The following is an 18,388-nucleotide window of genomic DNA, read 5'->3' on the forward strand; positions in this document are numbered from 1 at the left end:
TATGATATCTCATAGAAAAACAGGAATAACTTGTATTCGTTATCCCTGTCTCTTTATTTTTAACGTGGAATGAGCGTTTTTCACAATTTCTTCAATTGTTTCCGTAAATTTTATGTCACCTTTTTCTTTTGCCCCTCCCCAATACAAATGGAGCAAAAACTCTATATTTCCGTTGCTGCCAGTGATCGGAGAGTACGATAAATGTAAGCAATCAAATCCTTCATTGATTGCAAAGGCCGTTATGTCATGCAAAACTTCCTCATGAACCCGAGCATCCTTCACAATTCCTTTTTTCCCGACTTTTTCTTTTCCTGCTTCAAATTGCGGCTTAATTAGCGCGACGCATTCACCAGTGGGCACCAAAATGGTTTTTAAAACAGGGAGGATCAATTTTAAAGAGATAAACGATACATCAATGGTAGCAAATTCCGGAAGCCCCTTTTGAAAATCCTCCGGCTTTACATAACGGAAGTTTGTCCGTTCCATCACGATGACACGTTCATCTTGACGCAGCTTCCAATCCAATTGATTATACCCGACATCCACCGCATAACATAATTTTGCGCCGTTCTGCAAGGCGCAGTCGGTAAATCCTCCCGTAGAAGAGCCGACATCTACCATAATTTTTCCTGCCACACTGATTTCAAATTGTTTCAATGCCTTTTCCAGCTTTAAACCGCCTCTTGAAACATAAGGGATCGCATCTCCCTTTACAGTTAACGGGATGTCGCGATCAATTTTTTCGCCAGGCTTATCCAATCGTTTTTCATTTGAATAAACAAGCCCGGCCATAACGGCCCTTTTTGCTTTTTCTCTCGTTTCTGCAAGTCCTCTTTCTACAAGCAATACATCTAAACGTTCCTTTTTACCCATATTTGATTCCTTTTTCTTTTTTTGGTATTACTTCGAGCACATTTTTTATTATTCCTTCTTTTGTTAATCCAATCTCTTCTAATAGTTTTTCCACGCTTCCATGCTCGATAAAGCGATCTGGAATTCCCATTCTTTTCATTGTAAGATTTGTAAAGCCATGCTTTTCAGCAAATTCTAATACCGAGCTGCCAAAACCGCCTTCAAGAACTGCTTCCTCTACTGTTAAAATCGGTATTCCTTCGTTGAAAATCTCAAGAAGCATTTTCTCATCAAGCGGCTTTAAAAAGCGGGCATTGACGACTCGAACGGAAACATTATTTTTGGCAAGTGCTTTCGCTGCATCCAATGCCATTTTAATCGTCGTTCCAAATGTTAAAATGACAGCATCTTTACCTTGTAAAAGAACTTCCCACGTACCGATCGGAATTTCTTTCAGCTCAGGATCAAGAGGCACACCCAATCCTGTTCCTCTCGGATAGCGAAGAGCGATCGGCCCTTCATCGTACTTCAGAGCCGTATAAACCATATGCTGTCCTTCATTTTCGTCTTTCGCCATCATTAATACAATGTTTGGTATATGCCGCAAAAAAGCGATGTCAAATACTCCCTGATGGGTTTCTCCGTCAGCTCCGACGAGTCCTGCGCGGTCAATTCCGAAAAACACATTTAAGTTTTGTCGGCAAATGTCATGAACCATTTGGTCATAACCGCGTTGCAAAAAGGTTGAATAGATTGCCAAAAACGGCTTCATATTGGCAGCAGCAAGTCCTCCTGCAAGCGTCACCGCATGCTGCTCTGCAATACCGACATCAAACATTCTGTCCGGAAATTCTTCTCGGAATTTTTCAAGTTTCGAACCAACCGGCATGGCTGGTGTAATTGCAACAATTCTTTCATCGTTTCTCGCTAATTTTCGAACTGTTTCACTTACTAATTCACTCCAAGACGGAGCCGATATTTTCGGTTTAACAAAATCGCCTGTTTCAATTTTATATGGGCCTGTTCCATGCCATGTTCCAACCTTATCTTTTTCGGCAGGCAAATAGCCCTTTCCTTTTTTCGTGATAACATGCAGCAAAACAGGGCCTTTTGTTTTTTTGGCATAACTAATGTTTTCCATCAATGCCTGAAAATCATGTCCGTCAATCGGTCCAAGATAGGTAAAGCCAAGCTCCTCAAAAAACATGCCCGAAACGAATAAATATTTCAGACTGTCTTTAAGCCGTTCTGCTGTTGAGGCAAGCTTTCCTCCGACAGCTGGAATTTTTTTTAACAAATATTCCAACTCTTCTTTTACCCAGTGATATTTGCCTGTTGTTCTTAATCTTCCAAGTATATGATGAAGAGCACCGACGTTTGGAGCAATAGACATTTCATTATCATTTAACACAACAATAATATCCTTTTGTTCATGGCCGATGTGATTCAATGCTTCAAGCGCCATGCCTCCTGTTAAAGCACCGTCGCCGATAATCGGCACAATATATTCATCCGTTCCTTTTAAATCGCGGGCAATAACCATTCCCATTGCCGCAGAAAGTGAAGTTGAACTGTGCCCCGTTTCCCAAACATCGTGCTCGCTTTCTGAACGCTTCGGAAAACCGGACAATCCTTTATACTGCCTCAACGTATCAAACTCTTTCGCCCTGCCTGTCAAAATTTTATGAACGTACGCCTGGTGACCTACATCCCAAATAAATTTATCTTTCGGGCTGTCAAACATTTTATGTAAAGATATTGTCAGCTCAACTACTCCTAAATTTGGTCCAATATGTCCGCCGGTCACTGACAGCTTTTCAATTAAAAATTGGCGAATTTCCGCGCTCAATTGCTCCAGTTCTTTTATTGAAAACTTTTTCAGAAATTTTGGATTTTCGATGGACAATAGATCCAAAACGGATCACTCACTTTCGCTTTTTAGATATGCTTGCTTTTTTATGATTCTTTCCTTTTTTCTCTTTCATCAAAACAATATTAAATCTTTTTTCAAAAAAATAAAATATCTTTCCGACATAAAAAATAATCGGAGTTGAAAAACGGATTGCAAACGCCTTTCCAAACGCTTTTCCTCCGACAGTAAGAGCGGCTACAATGCTTGTGAATACGATTGAAATCGTAAACTCAAGCGCCGAAGTTTGACGGTCGGCAAACGTCACCGCCAGCTGCACTACGACAACAGCCGAGGCTGTTCCGCTGATTATGCCGGAAATATCGCCAATAACATCGTTGCAAAAGTTCGAAAAGCGATCGGCATTTCGGATAATTTGAATGGCATGCTTGGCACCGCTCACACGCTTTGACGCCATCGCATGAAACGGTACCTCATCTGCTGATGTGGCAGCAATGCCGAGCATATCAAAAAAAATGCCGATTAAAACGATCACAAAAACGATCATCATACCGGCAGCCCATCCGACGCCTTCCAGAAGAACAGTTGATACAATTGAAAAAAGAGCCGCTAACACGAATGTGATAACGGCAATTCCTAAACTCCATCGTATTGAATATCGAATTAGCTCTTTCATCATGAAATGCATAACACCTGATTTCTATGTAAAAACTATATATAACGAAATGGAGTGGTCATATATAGAGTAAACATTACGGCTTAGGTCCAGTAGGTTTTCCCAGTCAAGTACCAGGCGTTGCCGCCCCGGCGGTTTCCCTTTAAACCTGACTTAGCGCTGTCGCCAAACGCTAGACTGGATTGCCACTTAGTCCGTACTACAATCCTCTATATATGTCATGTGAACAGTCTAGGAGTTTTCCTCAAACAGCCTTTAGCCGGTTCCTAGCCTCTTTTGCAGAGCCGATTTCATATGTCACATAAGAAACTCTTTCATTGGCCATATGAAAAAGTTCCTTGTTTCCATAATCCCCTCGGCCTCCACTCAAGGCAGGCTACGCTGTCCGCGCCTCATTGCACTATGAAGCGCGTAGACAGGTTCATACCCATTTTGCACATAAAATGGGCCTCCGCGGAAAGAGGGTCAACGCCCACATGCCATTGTGGATCGCCCTCTAACCTTAACCCCCAGCATCAACCCAAGGCTGGGCGCCTCAAGCCAACACCAGGAACTTCATCGATGTGCCCTTTAGCGGATTTTTAGGCCCGCCTTCAGAACCGGAGGGCTGACTAGAATACTGCACCACTCCATCATGTTTTCTGACAGAATTATATCATATAAGAGTGTTTTCCTCAACTTGTTGGAGAATGCACACATTCAAATGCGAATCCCGTTCCTCATTTTGTCGACCCATTGGAGGTGCACCGAATTTTCACCGTTTAATGTTCGCGCTCTCCAATTAAATTACAAAACGATAATAGAAGCTCATTGTTTATGGAGCATGTTTGCAAAATAGCCTTTGATGTTTCAATATGCTCCGACAATTTTTTCTTTGCACCTTCCAAAGACAGTACGGACAAATACGTTGTTTTTTTATTCTCTTCATCGGAACCAACAGGCTTTCCGATCTTTTCTTCGTCTCCTTCAACATCTAATATGTCATCTTTAATTTGAAAGGCAATGCCTATATGGTATGCGAACTCCTTTAATTTATTTATTTCTTCAATCGACGCCTCAGCAATGATGGCACCTGCAATAATACTGAAAGCCAGAAGCTTTGCTGTTTTATGCTCATGAATATATTCAAGCTGTTTTAAAGTTAATTGTTTGTTTTCTCCTTCCATGTCGGCAACTTGTCCGCCAACCATTCCTTCTGCACCAGCCGCCTTTGAAAGCTCTGAAATGAGCGTCAATTTTACGCGATCTGAAAGCTCTTCAGCATCAGCAATCAGCCGAAAGCTTTCAGTCAGTAATCCGTCACCTGCCAGCACGGCTATGGCTTCTCCATATACTTTATGATTGGTCGGCTTTCCTCTTCTAAAATCATCATTGTCCATGCACGGAAGGTCATCATGAATGAGCGAATACGTATGAATCAATTCCACCGCACATGCGACCGGGTAACCAATTTTCTCTTCTTTTCCATACGAATGGAGAACGGCAAGCAAGAGCATAGGGCGCAGACGTTTCCCGCCGGCATTTAAGGAATAAAGCATCGATTCTTTAATAATTTTCGGGGCATTTAATCTTTCAATATATGTGGGAAGAACGGAATCAATGGCAGCTTTGCGCGTTTTTAAGTATTCCGGAAAAGACATCACTTTTGTTCTTCCTCCTGTGCTTGGAAAGGTTTGATCGTTCCATCTTCATCAAGAATAAAATCCAATTGCTTTTCAGCTTGCGTTAATTTTTCATGGCAAAGCTTTGAAAGCTTCATTCCTTCTTGAAAATATTGGATCGCCTGTTCTAATGGAACATCCCCGTCTTCTAATTTTAAAACAATTGCTTCCAGCTCTTTCATCGCTTCTTCAAACGTTAATTCTTTTTGATCATTCATGATCTTCTCTCCTCAATTTCAGATACTTCACAATGGATGGTCCCGTCCTGCAATTTAATTTGAATAAAATCCCCTTCAGCCGTTTGTTTTACGCTCTTTACCAGCTTATCTTGTTTATACACAAGGCTGTATCCACGTTCCATAATCTTTAATGGGCTGAGCGCATCAAGTTTAGAAGCCAATGCTTGAAAGCGATTCAGCTTCTGTTGATATAAAGCTGTCATCTCGCGCAGCATTTTTTTGTCCAGATCCTTCATTCTTGTCTTCGCCCGCTCAATTTGGTCATATGGAAGTTCGTTTTTAAGACGATTCGTCAATAACAAGTATCGGTTCGTTTGATCGCTTAAGTAACGTTTTCCTGCTTTTTTAAACCTTTCGAATAAAATGTCCAGCTCCTGTTCCTTTTGCATATAAAGCTTTTTCGGATATTTGAATGCATATGAGTTGGTTAAGCGGAAAAGCTTGAGCTTTTCCTTTTTGATCCGTTCCTTTAAAGCGTTCGTCATTCTAATGTTCCGTTCCCGGATCTTTTCGATTAAATCCGCTATATTAGGAACAGCCAGCTCTGCTGCTCCGGTTGGAGTCGGCGCCCGAAGATCGGCGACAAAATCTGCGATTGTATAATCTGTTTCATGGCCTACAGCAGATATAACGGGTATTTTTGATTTAAAAATTTCCCTTGCCACCATCTCTTCATTGAAAGCCCACAACTCTTCAATCGATCCGCCTCCTCTTCCAACAATGAGGACATCGAAATAACCGAGGGAGTTGGCAAGCTGTATTTTATTCACAATCGATTTTCCCGCTTGTACACCTTGAACAATTGCGGGAATAACCACCACTTTTGCCACAGGGTATCTTCGTTTGATCGTTGTGATGATATCCCTGACGGCTGCACCTGTCGGCGATGTGATCACACCGATCGTCTTTGGAAAGGCAGGAATCGTTTTTTTATGCTTGACATCGAACAGCCCTTCTTGCTCCAATTTTTTTTTCAGCTGCTCGAATGCAAGATAAAGCCCTCCTACTCCATCAGGCTCCATTGCCTTTGCATAAATTTGGTATATTCCTCCGGGCTGGTAAATGGTAATTTCACCGCGTACCAATACGTTCATCCCGTCCTCTGGCCGAAATGGAAGAGAACGGTTAAAACTTGAAAACATAACCGCCTGTATTCTGGCATGCTCGTCCTTTAACGTAAAATAAATATGTCCGCTGTCATGAATTTTTACGTTTGATAATTCGCCTTTTACCCAAATATCGCGCAAATGTGGATCAACATCAAATTTTCGCTTAAGGTATTTTGTTAACGCCGAAACGGTTACAAATTTTTTGTTACTCATGAACAACTCCTTTAAAGCAAGTTTATGGACGTACCCGCTTCTTTGCGGATTTAACCGTATTATAAACCAGCATCGTAATCGTCATTGGACCTACTCCGCCGGGAACAGGAGTAATGGCGCTTGCTTTTTCTTTTGCCTCATCAAATTTTACATCGCCTACAAGTTTTCCGTTCTCAAGTCTATTGACGCCAACATCTATTACGACTGCACCTTCTTTAATATGATCAGCACCTATGAAATGAGGACGCCCGACAGCAACGATTAAAATATCTCCTTGGATCGTATGCTCCCGCAAATTTTTCGTTTTCGAATGGCAATATGTAACCGTTGCATTTTCGTTTAAAAGCAATTGTCCGACCGGCTTTCCGACAATATTGCTTCTGCCAACAACGACAACATGCTTTCCGGCAATTTCGATATTTGCAGATTTGATCATTTCAACAATTCCGGCCGGTGTGCACGGCAAAAACGCATCCTGTCCCGTCATCATGCGTCCAACATTAATCGGATGAAAGCCATCCACATCTTTTTCTGGAGAAATTTTTTCAATGACTGCTGTTTCATCAATATGGTCAGGTAACGGAAGCTGAACAAGAATTCCGTCATAACGATCGTCCTGATTATATTTTTCTATCACTTCAAGCAGTTCTTCTTGTGAAATCGACTCCTCCAAATGTTCCAGCTTAAAAGAAACGCCGATTTCCTCCGAAGCTTTTTGCTTCCCCTTAATGTAAGAAAGAGAAGCAGGATTATTCCCAACTAAAATAATGGCAAGGCCGGGAGTTACCCCTTTTTCCTTTAATTGTTCCACTTCTTTTTTTAACTCGCTACGCATTTCTTTTGCCAATTCTTTTCCGTCAATAATCGTCGCCACCATCTTTTTCCTCCTAAGCTTTTTTTTCTAACTCTTCTTTTATACTTGAGAGGACACCATTTACAAATTTGCTCGACTGAACATCTCCGAACATTTTAGCAAGTTCAATCGCTTCATCAATTGTTACATTGAACGGAATATCCGGTTCATATTTCATCTCATATACAGCTAAACGCAAAATGGCACGGTCAATGTTAGCCAATCTTTCCAATTTCCAATTGGTTAAATTCCTTTTTATCAATTCGTCAATTTCGTTTTGATGTTCAACCGTTCCGAGTACAAGCTTATTTAAAAATGGATCATGTTCATTACCGTCCAAAACATGATTGATGGCTTCCTCAGGAAGCGCTTCAGCCAAGTCAATTTGAAACAGTGCCTGCAATGCCTTTTTCCTAGCTGTTCTCCGTTTCATCTTTTTGCTCCTTTTTTCAAACTATGTCGAAATGTCATATATGAATCATATCATAACTGTCTCTTGTATCACATATGAAAGTTCATCCGAAAAGAAATTTCAGAATCTTTCTTATTATTCTTTATTTTAAACAAAAAAGGGGAGGATATCCTCCGCCTTTACATTTCCTCTTGAATTTCAGGCTCTTCCGTCTTCGTTTCAAACTGAATGCCCACTACATGAATGTTGATTTCGTTGATTTCAAGCGCCGTCATCGTTAAAAGCGTTTGACGAATGTTTTCTTGTACTTTCTGTGCAACAGCCGGAATGGAAACCCCGAAATTCATGACACAATATACATCAATGACAATGCCTTCTTCACCTAAGTCTACTTTTACACCTTTACCATGATTTTTTTTGCCAAAGCGTTCAGCGACTCCTGAAGCGAAATTGCCGCGCATTTGGGCTACCCCTTCTATTTCAGATGCGGCAATTCCGGCGATGACTTCAATGACTTCCGGAGCGATTTCCACTTTTCCAAAGCTTGCTTCATGATTCATTTCCAATCCTGTATCTTTCAAATAGTACACCTCCAAAATTATGACATGATTTTATAATTTTCAAGAAATCTAGTGTTGAACTCCCCGCTGATAAATTTTTCATGATCCATTAATTTCAGGTGGAAAGGTATGGTTGTATGCACTCCTTCTATAACAAATTCACTTAAAGCTCTTTTCATTTTGGCTATCGCTTCTTCCCTTGTCGCTCCGTGTGTAATCAGCTTTGCGACCATTGAATCATAATATGGCGGAATGGAATAGCCAGGGTAGCAGGCAGAATCAATGCGGACACCCGGTCCGCCCGGAGGCAGGTACATTTCGATTTTACCAGCTGAAGGCATAAAATTCTTTTCTGGGTTTTCTGCGTTAATTCTACATTCGATCGCCCAGCCGTTAAATGTAATGTCTTTCTGTTCAAAGCTTAGTGGTTCGTTTGCTGCAATCTTGATCTGCTCTTTGATCAGGTCAATGCCTGTGACCATTTCAGTAACAGGATGCTCAACTTGAATGCGGGTATTCATTTCCATGAAATAAAATTGCTCATTTTTATAATCAAAAATGAATTCCACTGTACCTGCACCGGAATAACGCACCGCTTTGGCTGCTTTTACAGCCGCTTCCCCCATTTTATGACGCATTTTATCTGTTAGTGCAGGAGAAGGAGTTTCTTCCACCAGCTTTTGTAAGCGCCTTTGAATGCTGCAGTCCCTTTCACCTAAATGAACGACGTTGCCATGATGATCGGCAAGAATTTGGATTTCAACATGGCGGAAATCTTCAATACATTTTTCAATGTAAACGCCTGGGTTTCCAAATGCTGTTTGCGCTTCCTGCTGAGTAATTTGGATCCCTTTCCGCAAGCTTTCTTCGTCATTCGCAACGCGTATTCCTTTTCCTCCGCCTCCGGTGGCTGCTTTAATAATGACTGGATAACCGATTTGATTTGCAATCTCAACTGCTTCCTCTTCGCTTTTAATGATCCCTTTTGACCCAGGCACAATCGGAACACCCGCCTGCCGCATTGTTTCCCTAGCAACATCTTTTTTTCCCATTTTTGTGATTGCTTCTGGACTAGGGCCTACAAAAACAATGTTGCAATCATTGCAAAGCTCGGCGAAATCAGCGTTTTCTGCCAAAAATCCGTAACCTGGATGAATGGCTTCTGATCCAGTCAGCGTCGCTACACTCACGATGTTCGTAAAGTTTAAATAGCTGTCTTTAGATGCAGTCGGTCCTATGCAATACGCTTCATCTGCAAGCTGAATATGCAAGGAGTCTTTATCCGCCTCAGAATATACGGCGACTGTTTCGATCCCTAATTCCTTGCAAGCGCGTATGATTCTTACTGCAATTTCTCCTCTGTTTGCTATCAGCAATTTTTTAAACATTTTCTTTCCCTCACTCTGGTTTTACAAGGAATAATGGTTGTCCGTATTCAACAAGCTGACCGTTCTCAACTAAAATGTCGACAATTTCGCCTTTTACTTCCGCTTCAATCTCATTAAATAATTTCATTGCCTCTACAATGCAAACAACGGTATTCTCTTTTACTTTTGATCCTATTGTAACATAAGGATCTGCATCTGGGTTTGGAGCAGCATAAAATGTGCCGACCATCGGCGAAGTAATTTTATGTAAATTTTCTGTTTCCTGCTCGCTTTCTTCTTTCGGCAAATGCACCTCTTTTTTCGGCTGTTCTAAAGATTCAGCAGCTGGCTGCTTTGGCAAAGCTTGAATTTCAGAAGCATTGTTATAGACAACATGCTGATTAGCGCGAGCCGCAGTTTTTTTTAATTGGACCTTTGCCCCTTCGCTTTCATATGTAAATTCATCAATGGATGAATCATCGATCAATTTGATGATTTCCTTTATTTCTTTAAAATTTAACATGAAAAAACACTCCTTAAAATGAATTCCAATTTGCTAGATATTATCATCAAGTATTAAAAGTAACTATCATTTATGATACGATAACTTTTTGCTAAAATTCAATAACTATTAAAAATATGAGCAAACAATTCAAAGCAGCTTTTTCTTTACATGAAAAAATCCCCGATTTTTCTCGGGGAGTCATGTTACTTTGCTATTTCAAATGTTACGGCAACATCCTGCATGGACTGAATTTCATCCTTCACCAATTGAATCAGTTCGTTTGCTTGCTGCGGGGAGTGTTCTTTCGCTTTTACGGTAATTCTCACCTTGTCTCCATCAGCGCGAACTAATGCATCCTCGTATCCTTTTGTTTTGATAAGTGTTTCTAATACCTTCTCTTTCTCTGACAGCTTGGATAATTCGCGCATTTCCTCATATGCATTGTTTTTTTCCTCAGATGAGACATCATTGGACCCAATAATTGTCTCCAGCTCCTGCTTGCGTTCACTTCTTTCATCTTCCACTTCCATTCTCAGCGCAGTAAATAAATCATCGTCCGTTATTGTGGAGACTACCGATCCATCTTCTGCGCTGGACTGCTTGCTCGATTGTTCTTTTTCTTGCTGCTTCGCATCAGTTTTTTGTTGCTCTGTTTGTTCTTTATTATTGTCATTTCCGCTTTCTTTTTCATTCGAATTCATCTCTGTGTCCGTCAACACCACATCAGGGGAAGATCCTCCTTCAGGAGATGTAATGTAATAAACGGACAGCACAACAACTAAACTTAACATGGTTAATAACCAAACAGTTTGTTTTTTTAACATGTCAAGCATCCTCCTTTACTTTTTTGGCAATACGGCTACTCTATGACTATCGACATCAAGCACCCTTGTAACTGCATCGGTGATCATTTTTTTTATTTGAACGTTTTCAGCACCTTTTGCTACTACTAACACTCCGCGTATTTTCGGCTTTTCGGTTTTTACAACGATGGGCGATTCTTGATCCCCTTTTCGAATGATTACCACTTGTTCGTCAACAGATTTATCTTCCACCTGCCGCTTTCCGCCTTCACGGTCCGTCTCATCTGTCGTTTGGTTTTGAATCGAGCGATTTTTTTCCAACACACTTTCAGATGAAGAGTCAACATTGACAATAACTTCTACCTCACCTACGCCTGAAATGGACTGAAGCGCTCCTTTTAGCTCATTTGCATACTGCTGTTCATAACGTTCAATTGTTCCTTTTTCACTTGTTGTTTGTTTAAATGCGGGCTCAACATCCTCTTCTTCTGCAGCGGTGTTTATCGTTTCTACTGTTTTGCTTTCGCCGGATAAAAAACTGCCGATCAGCATAAAAGCGATTCCAAGCGTCAAAAGTATAAGCATGAATGGATAGGTGGCTGATTTTTTGAGCATATCTCGTCCGGGAAGAAGAGAGGCTAGTCGCTGCAAAAAATTTTTCCTATCATTCACTTAGGCCGCCTCCTTCCATTTCAATCGAAATTTTTTCTTTCGATACTCCCCATGTTTCAGCAAGCTGGGCAATTATTTCGTTTTCATTTGCGAGCATTTTTTTGTCTTCTTCGTTCATGTTGATTTCAACCGGTTTAACCGTTTCAACCGTGTGGGGAAGATCTTTTTCTTCCACGAAAACTGTAACTTGCTTTAAATCGTTTTCTGATTCAATCTTCTCTTTTGTTTCATCAACCGAAAGATGAATTTTTTGAACCTTTAAACCATAGTTTTCTACCAGCTCCTCTTCCGCTAAATTTTTCATTTGGACAGCCATTTGTTCTAAAATATATGCACGGTTGTTAGCTTGTATTTCATTTTTCTTAAATTCTATTGATTTTTTTATTGAATCTTCTTTTGCTTCCGAGTTCAGCAGCTCCTCGGATAACAAGTTCGGAAAATCATAGGAAAATATTTTTAAAATCGGCGTAAGAATGACAGACACTAATAATAAACTAACAACGACTTTTACATATTTTTGCATTGCGGATCTCGGCAGCAGCATATCTAAAATAATGGCAATAAAAATAAATAATATGATATTAGTGACCCATTCGGTGATGAATGACATATACCACCACTCCTATCGAACCATCATGGTGACATTGCTCGCTGCGATAATAACTGTAATGCTTAAAAAAAACATGAACGATACAAGGATCAGTGCCGCTAGTATATAGATGATGCTCTTGGAGATGATGTCTAAACAGGAGATAATCTCTCCCGGCCCTAAAGGCTGCAAAACGGCAGCGGCAAATTTATAGATGAAGGCAATCGCCAGTACTTTCATTGCCGGAAAAATGGTGATCAAAAAGAGAATGGCAACACCAATGACGCCAATTGTGTTTTTTAACAGCATCGATGCGCTGAAGAGCGTATCAGCCGCTTCCGTAAACATTTTTCCAAGCACAGGTATAAAGTTTCCCGTTATAAACTTTGTCGTCCGCAAGGCGATCCCGTCTGTCACAGCTGCCGTCGCCCCCTGGACAGAAATCACTCCTAAAAAAATGGTTAAGAAAATGCCTAAAAGCCAGATGCTAATGCTTCTGAACAGCTGAGCAAGCTGAGTAACTTTATATTGATCCGTCATCGTGCTGATTAAAAATAACAAAGAAGACAAAAACAGCAGAGGGAGAACAATTTTTTCAATCAACAAACCGCTTCCGTTCATCAAGAAAATGGTAATGGGGTGAAAAAATGCAGCCGAAGCAACTCCTCCAGATGACGCCATTAAAGCTATTAACATCGGAATTAAGGCTAGAAGAAAGCTTGTCATCCCGTTAATCGCATTCGTTGCATAGGAAATGGCTACGTGAAAACTGTTTAAAGCTAAAATGACAAGCACCATATAAACAATGGAGTAAGCAACTTTGCTTACATTTTTTTCTTCAAAAGCGTTTTGTAAATGCTGGAGAAGAACGCTAAATATCGTTAAAATGATAATGGTTCCAAGAAGCTTTCCGTTTGCCAAGATTTCATGTAAAAGAAATTTCAAAATGCCAACGGCCCACTCTTTTATAGAAAATTGTTTTTCACCTTTAATAAAATCCATCAAGCTTCCCTTCTGGCTTTCCGGAAGAAGTCCTCCGTATGTCGTCATAATGTCATTCCAAAAATTTTTAATTTCCTCAATCCCAAGCTCGTCCATTTGTTCTGCCATATATTCTTGTTGAATCGCTTCTTCTTTTGGAGGATCTGCCGAGGAATTTTGCTCTTGAGAGGCTTGTACCATGTTTGGCACAGCGAAAGCAAAAAACGCCAAAAAAAGGATGCCGCGAAAAAATGATGACTGAATCCCCATCACCCCCTTAAACTTATATATTTGGGAGAAGCTTAATCATCGTTTGTATAATCACCGTCATGATCGGAATTGCCATAGATAAGATTAAAATTTTCCCTGCCAATTCAATTTTGGATGCAATGGAGCCTTGTCCGGCATCTTTCGTAATTTGCGCACCAAATTCAGCAATATAGGCAATTCCGATGATTTTTAAAATGGTTTCGACATAAATCAAATCAATGCTTGCTTCATTCGCAATTCTTTCGACCATTCGAATCAATTCATAAATTTGATCCACTAAAAAAAGAAAAATGGAGACACCGGTAAAGACGATTAATAGAAAGGCAAAGGTCGGCTTTTGTTCTTTTATGACAAGAGCGAGCAAAGTTGCAATCAATCCTAGCCCGACAATTTGAAAAATTTCAATCTCCAAAACCTCCTATCCTTGAAAAAGAAAAACCGCTTTAATTTTTTGGAACAAATCGTTGACAATGGAAGCAACCATAAAAAGTATGTAAATAAATCCCAACAATGTAACCCATTGGGCGTACTCTTTCTTCCCCATTTGATCTAAAATGGTATGAAGAAACGCAACGATAATTCCGATTCCAGCGATTTGGAAAATTGTGTTGACGTCAACACCCATGTCCCTTTCTCCTCCCAGCTTATATCGCTACATCAAAAGAATGATAATGAGCAATCCCGCTAAAAATCCTAAGCTTTTCGTCATTTTTCCGTAATGCTCTTGATTAAACAGCGCTTCTTTTTCTTCTTTTTCCAAATGAGCCATTGTCAATTTAATATGCTTTTGCTGGCTGATTAAATCATGTTGCCCCAATGTTTCTCCAAATTGCTTTAAAACTTCCAATTCCCCTTCTTTCAGCGATGTATAAGGCCATATTTCAAGCAGACTGCTTTCCCATGCGCTTTTCACATCCATGTCGCCTTGCGATAATTTCTCAGAAAATAATGTAAATAGATTAGAAAGCGGAGGGGCTGCCTGTTTGGCAATATGAAGCGATGCATCCTGCAATGGTGTGTGGCCGTACATGATCTCAGCTTCCAAGCTTTGCAAAGAAACCTTTAATTGCCGCAATTGTCTTGTCCGCTCTGTCAATCGTTTAGCCGAATCAAACCCAATCCATGTTGTTGCTAATAAGATGAATAAAGACCCTAGCAATTTCATCGCTATTTCACACCTGCTTTATACACAATCTCTTTTTCTTTTTTTCCAAATATACGGGAAACCGTCCCTGGAGTACCTTTTTTCTCCAATTCCATGTATCGGTCAAAAATGCCTAATTGAATAAGTTCTCTTAAGGTCGGACGGTGCAGCAAATCTTCAAAGCATTCGCCATGAGCGCTCACAAACAGCTGAACACCGCTGTTCACAGCTTCCATTAATGCATCGGTATCTTCCTTACGCCCTATTTCATCAGCAATAATGATGTCAGGGCTCATCGAACGGATCAACATCATCATCCCTTCTGCTTTCGGGCATCCGTCCAATACATCAATGCGAAGACCAAAAGTAAATTGCGGAATTCCTTTTACACTGCCGGCTATTTCTGATCTTTCATCCACAATGCCGACCTTTTGAGGCGGGATCGTTTTAACCCCAGTACTTATGATCCGGGCAAAATCGCGCAGCAGAGTCGTTTTTCCTGATTGGGGAGGTCCAAAAATAAGCGTATTTAACCATTTTTTTTCATATACATAAGGAATATATTGCTCAGCTAGGCCTATTTTCTCCCTTGCTATCCGAATATTAAAAGATGTAACGTGCCGTATGGCTTTGACATTGCCGTTTTCTGTAATCACTTTTCCAGCAAGGCCGATCCGGTGCCCTCCTCCAATCGTAATAAAACCTCTCTTTAATTCTTCCTCCAGTGTGTAAATCGAATATTGGCTGATCTTGTTTAAAATCATCATCCCGTCTTCTTTTGTCGCCTCGTAGTGAAGAAAGTGCGGTTTGCCGAATGCGATGATTTCAATCGGCTTGTACAAACGTATGCGAATTTCTTCCATCTGTTCAAAAAAAGAAGAAGGAAGCTGCTTTAATTCATTTGCAATTGTTTCGGGAAAAATTGAGATGATTTCTTTCAATCTTCCTTCCCCCTTTAATACCTTATTTATTTTCAATGTATGCAAGCTTGGCCACTTTATGACTACCGTTTCTCTTATTCTTTTTTTTGCATTTATCATTTCAATAGAATTTGATAGAATTTTCTGATTTTAACAGTTATAATGGAGTTAGGGGGTGGTGAGTGAATGTTGGTTCAAATTTATGATGGACTTGTATGGCTTCTTGCGGCTTTTATTTATATTGTTATACCTTTTGCCGTTTTCAATGAATTGAGGAAAAAGAAAAAAGCGTGGATGGATCATTAAAGGTGGACAAGCTGTAATTGAATCCTGTTCAAAAAAAGGCCAGGTTGGAAAGCTTGTGTATTCTGATCTTTTATAAACGATTGCGAAAATAGCTATAAAATCTTTCTTTTCAAAAAAATAACCCACAGAAATCAGTTATGAATTCTGCGGGTCTTTTCGTTTTCTTTGACTTTTTTCATTATTTTTTTAAGAATAATTACGCACGGGAAACATAAGAACCGTCAGAAGTATTGACGATAATAACGTCCCCTTCATTAACGAAAAACGGCACTTGCACGACAAGCCCTGTTTCAAGCGTAGCCGGTTTAGAGCCGCCTGATGCAGTGTCCCCTTTAATGCCAGGTTCTGTTTCCGTAACAGTTAATTCAACCGTGTTCGGAAGCTCAATACCGATTGTTTCGCCTTGATACATCATGATGTATACTTCCATATTTTCTTTCAAAAACTTCAACTCATATTCAATTTGTTTTGAAGTAAGCTCAATTTGTTCATACGATTCTGTGTCCATGAAAACGTGCTGATCGCCATTTGCATACAAATATTGCATTTTCCGGGTGTCAATTTGAGCACGTGCTACTTTTTCGCCAGCCCGAAACGTTTTTTCTTGGATGGCACCTGTCCGAAGGTTGCGCAATTTTGAACGAACGAACGCCGCCCCTTTACCAGGCTTTACATGCTGGAATTCAAGAACGCGCCAAATCCCCCCATCGACTTCAATCGTTAAACCTGTACGAAAATCATTTACAGAAATCATATTTGGTCCTCCTATTACATTTTCTTTAACAACATTGTTTGGGGCACTCGCTAGAGAATGATGAGCTCTTTCTTCGAATGAGTCAACACTTCATTTCCGTGCTCAGTGATCAAAATATCATCCTCAATTCTTACCCCGCCTTTTCCTGGAAGGTATATACCAGGTTCAACCGTGACCACCATGCCTGGCTGAAGAACGGTATCAGAGCGAGCGGATAGTGTCGGTCCTTCATGGATTTCAAGTCCGATTCCATGTCCAGTTGAATGACCGAAATATTCCCCGTACCCTTTATCCTCAATGTAGGTACGTGTGACAGCATCCGCTTCCCTTCCAGTCATTCCAGACTTGATTTCGCGCACGCCTTTCTTTTGCGCTTCAAGCACAATGTTGTAAATTTCTTTCATTTCATCTCCAGGATCTCCAACAGCAATTGTCCGCGTCATATCTGAACAGTATCCTTTATAATAGGCACCAAAGTCAAACGTTACAAGCTCTCCCTTTTCAATTGGTTTTTCACTTGCTACACCATGGGGAAGGGCTGACCGATAGCCTGACGCGACAATCGTATCGAAAGATGAGGAAACTGCTCCTTTTTTTCGCATAAAAAATTCGAGCTCATTCGCTAGTTCAATCTCTCTCACACCTGGACGGATCATATGTAAAATGTGTGTAAAGGCAGCATCAACGATTTCAGCGGCTTCCTTTAATATCTTAATCTCTTCATCAGTCTTTATCAAGCGCAACTTTTCCACAATATTTGAGACAGGAACGAATTCAATCCCTTTTAAAACATCCTTGTACGATGTGTATGTTGAATAAGAAAGATGATCCTGCTCAAACCCGAGCGTTTTGATCCCCATTTTCTTCGCCTGCGCAGCGACTTCTTCAAAAATCGACCCTGAATGCTGCACGATTCTAAAATGCTTTACTTGTTTTTTTGACTGTTCTACATACCGGAAATCGGTAATAAAGCATGCATCCTCTTTTGCCACCAGTGCGACCCCGGCCGTACCTGTAAATCCCGTCAAATAGCGGCGGTTATATTCGTTTGTAATGAGCATGCCGTCAATATTTAACTGTTCCATTTGTGAACGAACTTTTTCAAGCTTCATGTGTTTCCTCCCTGATCAAATGTAGTAAAGATAAAGCTGCCAATTGATAGCCGTAAAACCCTAAGCCAATTATTTGCCCTTGTGTCACCGGCGCTGTGACAGAATGATGCCGGAACGGTTCCCGTTGATTTGTATTGGAGATATGGACTTCAATTACCGGTTTTGAAATGCTGGCAATTGCATCCCGTATCGCATAGCTGTAATGAGTAAAAGCTCCTGGATTTAAAATCACTCCATCAAATTGTTGATCGGCTTCATAAAGCTTATCGATAATCTCTCCTTCATGATTCGATTGAAAAAAAGAAAATTGAACTTGTTTTTTTTCACCGAGAGATTTCAATTCATTTTCCAAATCTGCCAATGTTTTTTTTCCGTAAATATGCGGCTCCCTCACGCCTAAATAATTTAAATTCGGGCCATTGATCACAAGTATTCTCTCCATCGATTACACCTTTCTATCATGTATTAAAAAAGAATGTCCAGTATTATGAACATTCTACCATAAGATTCTTGATCTCTC

Annotated in this window: 22 protein-coding genes; all 22 read right to left on the minus strand. The window is 40.4% G+C overall.

The genetic code is table 11. The features are described 5' to 3' along the window. Positions 1–39 precede the first annotated feature (39 nt). The 22 genes from NSQ44_RS12390 to aroQ all read right to left on the minus strand — a co-directional run bounded on the left by NSQ44_RS12390 (position 40) and on the right by aroQ (position 18,310). Positions 40–873, minus strand: coding sequence for a TlyA family RNA methyltransferase (locus NSQ44_RS12390; protein ID WP_066247615.1), 834 nt, complete (start codon positions 871–873; stop codon positions 40–42). Next, the gene (dxs, locus tag NSQ44_RS12395) at positions 866–2,767 is read right to left on the minus strand and encodes a 1-deoxy-D-xylulose-5-phosphate synthase (RefSeq protein WP_340857182.1); all 1,902 of its coding nucleotides are present in this window, start codon (positions 2,765–2,767) and stop codon (positions 866–868) included. Before dxs ends, NSQ44_RS12390 begins: the two co-directional genes overlap by 8 nt. 10 nt (positions 2,768–2,777) lie before the next feature. After that, positions 2,778–3,398: a hypothetical protein gene (locus NSQ44_RS12400; RefSeq protein WP_066247695.1), complete on the minus strand. Its 621-nt coding sequence runs from the start codon at positions 3,396–3,398 to the stop codon at positions 2,778–2,780. Positions 3,399–4,159: 761 nt separating this feature from the next. After that, positions 4,160–5,038 carry a polyprenyl synthetase family protein gene (locus tag NSQ44_RS12405; RefSeq protein ID WP_340858264.1) on the minus strand — a complete coding sequence of 293 codons (879 nt, stop codon included), beginning with the start codon at positions 5,036–5,038 and terminating at the stop codon, positions 4,160–4,162. Beyond that, a complete protein-coding gene (locus NSQ44_RS12410) occupies positions 5,038–5,277 on the minus strand; it encodes an exodeoxyribonuclease VII small subunit (protein WP_063388128.1) in 240 nt (79 codons plus the stop codon). The genes NSQ44_RS12405 and NSQ44_RS12410 overlap by 1 nt, the downstream gene beginning before the upstream one ends. Beyond that, positions 5,274–6,620, minus strand: coding sequence for an exodeoxyribonuclease VII large subunit (gene xseA, locus NSQ44_RS12415; protein WP_340857183.1), 1,347 nt, complete (start codon positions 6,618–6,620; stop codon positions 5,274–5,276). The genes NSQ44_RS12410 and xseA overlap by 4 nt, the downstream gene beginning before the upstream one ends. A gap of 22 nt (positions 6,621–6,642) precedes the next feature. After that, a complete protein-coding gene (gene folD, locus NSQ44_RS12420; protein WP_063388126.1) occupies positions 6,643–7,497 on the minus strand; it encodes a bifunctional methylenetetrahydrofolate dehydrogenase/methenyltetrahydrofolate cyclohydrolase FolD in 855 nt (284 codons plus the stop codon). A gap of 10 nt (positions 7,498–7,507) precedes the next feature. After that, positions 7,508–7,906 (minus strand): transcription antitermination factor NusB, encoded by a 399-nt coding sequence (gene nusB, locus NSQ44_RS12425; protein ID WP_063388125.1) that lies wholly within the window; start codon positions 7,904–7,906, stop codon positions 7,508–7,510. A 158-nt stretch (positions 7,907–8,064) separates the two neighbouring features. Next, positions 8,065–8,466 carry an Asp23/Gls24 family envelope stress response protein gene (locus tag NSQ44_RS12430; protein ID WP_063388124.1) on the minus strand — a complete coding sequence of 134 codons (402 nt, stop codon included), beginning with the start codon at positions 8,464–8,466 and terminating at the stop codon, positions 8,065–8,067. Between the two features lie 17 nt (positions 8,467–8,483). Beyond that, a complete protein-coding gene (accC, locus tag NSQ44_RS12435; protein ID WP_340857184.1) occupies positions 8,484–9,833 on the minus strand; it encodes an acetyl-CoA carboxylase biotin carboxylase subunit in 1,350 nt (449 codons plus the stop codon). Between the two features lie 10 nt (positions 9,834–9,843). Further along, entirely contained in the window at positions 9,844–10,335 is a 492-nt protein-coding gene (accB, locus tag NSQ44_RS12440; RefSeq protein WP_094246189.1) for an acetyl-CoA carboxylase biotin carboxyl carrier protein, read from the minus strand. Positions 10,336–10,520: 185 nt separating this feature from the next. Then, positions 10,521–11,141 (minus strand): SpoIIIAH-like family protein, encoded by a 621-nt coding sequence (locus tag NSQ44_RS12445; protein ID WP_340857185.1) that lies wholly within the window; start codon positions 11,139–11,141, stop codon positions 10,521–10,523. Positions 11,142–11,156: 15 nt separating this feature from the next. After that, positions 11,157–11,792 carry a stage III sporulation protein AG gene (gene spoIIIAG / locus NSQ44_RS12450; protein WP_232515569.1) on the minus strand — a complete coding sequence of 212 codons (636 nt, stop codon included), beginning with the start codon at positions 11,790–11,792 and terminating at the stop codon, positions 11,157–11,159. Next, positions 11,785–12,402, minus strand: a complete 618-nt coding sequence (gene spoIIIAF / locus NSQ44_RS12455; protein ID WP_063388120.1) for a stage III sporulation protein AF — start codon at positions 12,400–12,402, stop codon at positions 11,785–11,787. The genes spoIIIAG and spoIIIAF overlap by 8 nt, the downstream gene beginning before the upstream one ends. Before the next feature lie 12 nt (positions 12,403–12,414). After that, positions 12,415–13,632, minus strand: a complete 1,218-nt coding sequence (gene spoIIIAE / locus NSQ44_RS12460) for a stage III sporulation protein AE (protein WP_094246192.1) — start codon at positions 13,630–13,632, stop codon at positions 12,415–12,417. 13 nt (positions 13,633–13,645) lie between these two features. After that, positions 13,646–14,044 (minus strand): stage III sporulation protein AD, encoded by a 399-nt coding sequence (gene spoIIIAD / locus NSQ44_RS12465; RefSeq protein WP_094246193.1) that lies wholly within the window; start codon positions 14,042–14,044, stop codon positions 13,646–13,648. Between the two features lie 6 nt (positions 14,045–14,050). Next, positions 14,051–14,257, minus strand: coding sequence for a stage III sporulation protein AC (gene spoIIIAC, locus NSQ44_RS12470; RefSeq protein WP_063388118.1), 207 nt, complete (start codon positions 14,255–14,257; stop codon positions 14,051–14,053). A 27-nt stretch (positions 14,258–14,284) separates the two neighbouring features. Then, positions 14,285–14,797, minus strand: coding sequence for a stage III sporulation protein SpoIIIAB (gene spoIIIAB, locus NSQ44_RS12475; RefSeq protein WP_066247606.1), 513 nt, complete (start codon positions 14,795–14,797; stop codon positions 14,285–14,287). A 2-nt stretch (positions 14,798–14,799) separates the two neighbouring features. Next, positions 14,800–15,717 (minus strand): stage III sporulation protein AA, encoded by a 918-nt coding sequence (spoIIIAA, locus tag NSQ44_RS12480; RefSeq protein WP_063388116.1) that lies wholly within the window; start codon positions 15,715–15,717, stop codon positions 14,800–14,802. 481 nt (positions 15,718–16,198) lie between these two features. Further along, positions 16,199–16,756, minus strand: a complete 558-nt coding sequence (gene efp, locus NSQ44_RS12485) for an elongation factor P (protein ID WP_063388115.1) — start codon at positions 16,754–16,756, stop codon at positions 16,199–16,201. 50 nt (positions 16,757–16,806) lie between these two features. After that, complete coding sequence (locus NSQ44_RS12490) at positions 16,807–17,868, minus strand: M24 family metallopeptidase (protein WP_340857186.1); 1,062 nt, start codon at positions 17,866–17,868, stop codon at positions 16,807–16,809. Further along, the gene (gene aroQ / locus NSQ44_RS12495; protein ID WP_063388113.1) at positions 17,858–18,310 is read right to left on the minus strand and encodes a type II 3-dehydroquinate dehydratase; all 453 of its coding nucleotides are present in this window, start codon (positions 18,308–18,310) and stop codon (positions 17,858–17,860) included. Before aroQ ends, NSQ44_RS12490 begins: the two co-directional genes overlap by 11 nt. Between the last annotated feature and the right edge of the window lie 78 nt (positions 18,311–18,388).

The sequence above is a fragment of the Aeribacillus sp. FSL M8-0254 genome (assembly GCF_038008845.1).
Taxonomy (GTDB): Bacteria; Bacillota; Bacilli; order Bacillales; family Aeribacillaceae; genus Aeribacillus; species Aeribacillus composti.

Bases quoted from the DNA above. Each gene is read 5' to 3' on its own strand.
- NSQ44_RS12390 (WP_066247615.1), bottom strand. From the start codon at position 873: ATGGGTAAAAAGGAACGTTTAGATGTATTGCTTGTAGAAAGAGGACTT.
- NSQ44_RS12400 (WP_066247695.1), bottom strand. From the start codon at position 3,398: ATGAAAGAGCTAATTCGATATTCAATACGATGGAGTTTAGGAATTGCC.
- NSQ44_RS12405 (WP_340858264.1), bottom strand. From the start codon at position 5,038: ATGTCTTTTCCGGAATACTTAAAAACGCGCAAAGCTGCCATTGATTCC.
- NSQ44_RS12410 (WP_063388128.1), bottom strand. From the start codon at position 5,277: ATGAATGATCAAAAAGAATTAACGTTTGAAGAAGCGATGAAAGAGCTG.
- xseA (WP_340857183.1), bottom strand. From the start codon at position 6,620: ATGAGTAACAAAAAATTTGTAACCGTTTCGGCGTTAACAAAATACCTT.
- folD (WP_063388126.1), bottom strand. From the start codon at position 7,497: ATGGTGGCGACGATTATTGACGGAAAAGAATTGGCAAAAGAAATGCGT.
- nusB (WP_063388125.1), bottom strand. From the start codon at position 7,906: ATGAAACGGAGAACAGCTAGGAAAAAGGCATTGCAGGCACTGTTTCAA.
- accC (WP_340857184.1), bottom strand. From the start codon at position 9,833: ATGTTTAAAAAATTGCTGATAGCAAACAGAGGAGAAATTGCAGTAAGA.
- accB (WP_094246189.1), bottom strand. From the start codon at position 10,335: ATGTTAAATTTTAAAGAAATAAAGGAAATCATCAAATTGATCGATGAT.
- NSQ44_RS12445 (WP_340857185.1), bottom strand. From the start codon at position 11,141: ATGTTAAAAAAACAAACTGTTTGGTTATTAACCATGTTAAGTTTAGTT.
- spoIIIAF (WP_063388120.1), bottom strand. From the start codon at position 12,402: ATGTCATTCATCACCGAATGGGTCACTAATATCATATTATTTATTTTT.
- spoIIIAE (WP_094246192.1), bottom strand. From the start codon at position 13,632: ATGGGGATTCAGTCATCATTTTTTCGCGGCATCCTTTTTTTGGCGTTT.
- spoIIIAC (WP_063388118.1), bottom strand. From the start codon at position 14,257: ATGGGTGTTGACGTCAACACAATTTTCCAAATCGCTGGAATCGGAATT.
- spoIIIAB (WP_066247606.1), bottom strand. From the start codon at position 14,797: ATGAAATTGCTAGGGTCTTTATTCATCTTATTAGCAACAACATGGATT.
- efp (WP_063388115.1), bottom strand. From the start codon at position 16,756: ATGATTTCTGTAAATGATTTTCGTACAGGTTTAACGATTGAAGTCGAT.
- NSQ44_RS12490 (WP_340857186.1), bottom strand. From the start codon at position 17,868: ATGAAGCTTGAAAAAGTTCGTTCACAAATGGAACAGTTAAATATTGAC.
- aroQ (WP_063388113.1), bottom strand. From the start codon at position 18,310: ATGGAGAGAATACTTGTGATCAATGGCCCGAATTTAAATTATTTAGGC.